General features: G+C 45.2%; 1 protein-coding gene. It reads left to right on the top strand.

Annotation, left to right across the window (positions count from 1 at the left end; genetic code table 11):
• Positions 1–631 (top strand): hypothetical protein (locus tag AK963_RS34295; protein ID WP_175404777.1); only part of this gene is annotated, 631 nt, incomplete at both ends.

Genomic DNA, 631 nt, shown 5'->3' with positions numbered 1-631 from the left:
TAAATAGCACCACACCGGATCATCGAGATCTTCCCGACGTAATCCCCGATATAGAAAGCTCTGGTCGAAGAACAAAATCGGTAGAAGTATCCGTTGCCAATCTTGACAAAGGAGGCCCATTCCCTTGCCGGATTCTGGAATACTGGGGAGAAACAAAAAAAGCTGAGAATACATTCGTTACTCAGACAGTCAACGCCAGTGCGGCTCAAACCCTGAAGCAATGGTTAAATGTAGGCGGAGCGAGTTTACCAGACAATCAGGTTACGCGGTTAAATCCGCTAACGTTGGAAGCACTGGACATTATTCAAGAAATCAATAGTTCTTATACCAATCCTCCCATCCTGATTACCGGATCATTTTCTCGATTTTTACAGAACCGCTGCTCATCATTCAAGGACATTGACATTATCTGCACGACCGAAGAGTCTGCCAGGACACTCTTTGAAAAGCTGCAAAAACTTAACGCCGAGAGGGGGGCAGAAGTACCCCAGAGCATTATCATCTGGCCAATTCCCGGATGTCCTGAGATCAAACTACCAACAGCCTTCAATATTCATTTGAAAGAGGGTGATTTGGGTACGAAATCAATGGGTCTTCAGCTCAGTATTGAGGCCAGAGTAACTCATGAAAA

This window comes from Endozoicomonas atrinae (assembly GCF_001647025.1).
In the GTDB taxonomy this organism is placed as follows: Bacteria; Pseudomonadota; Gammaproteobacteria; order Pseudomonadales; family Endozoicomonadaceae; genus Endozoicomonas; species Endozoicomonas atrinae.
This window is presented reverse-complemented; position numbering and strand designations above follow the sequence as displayed.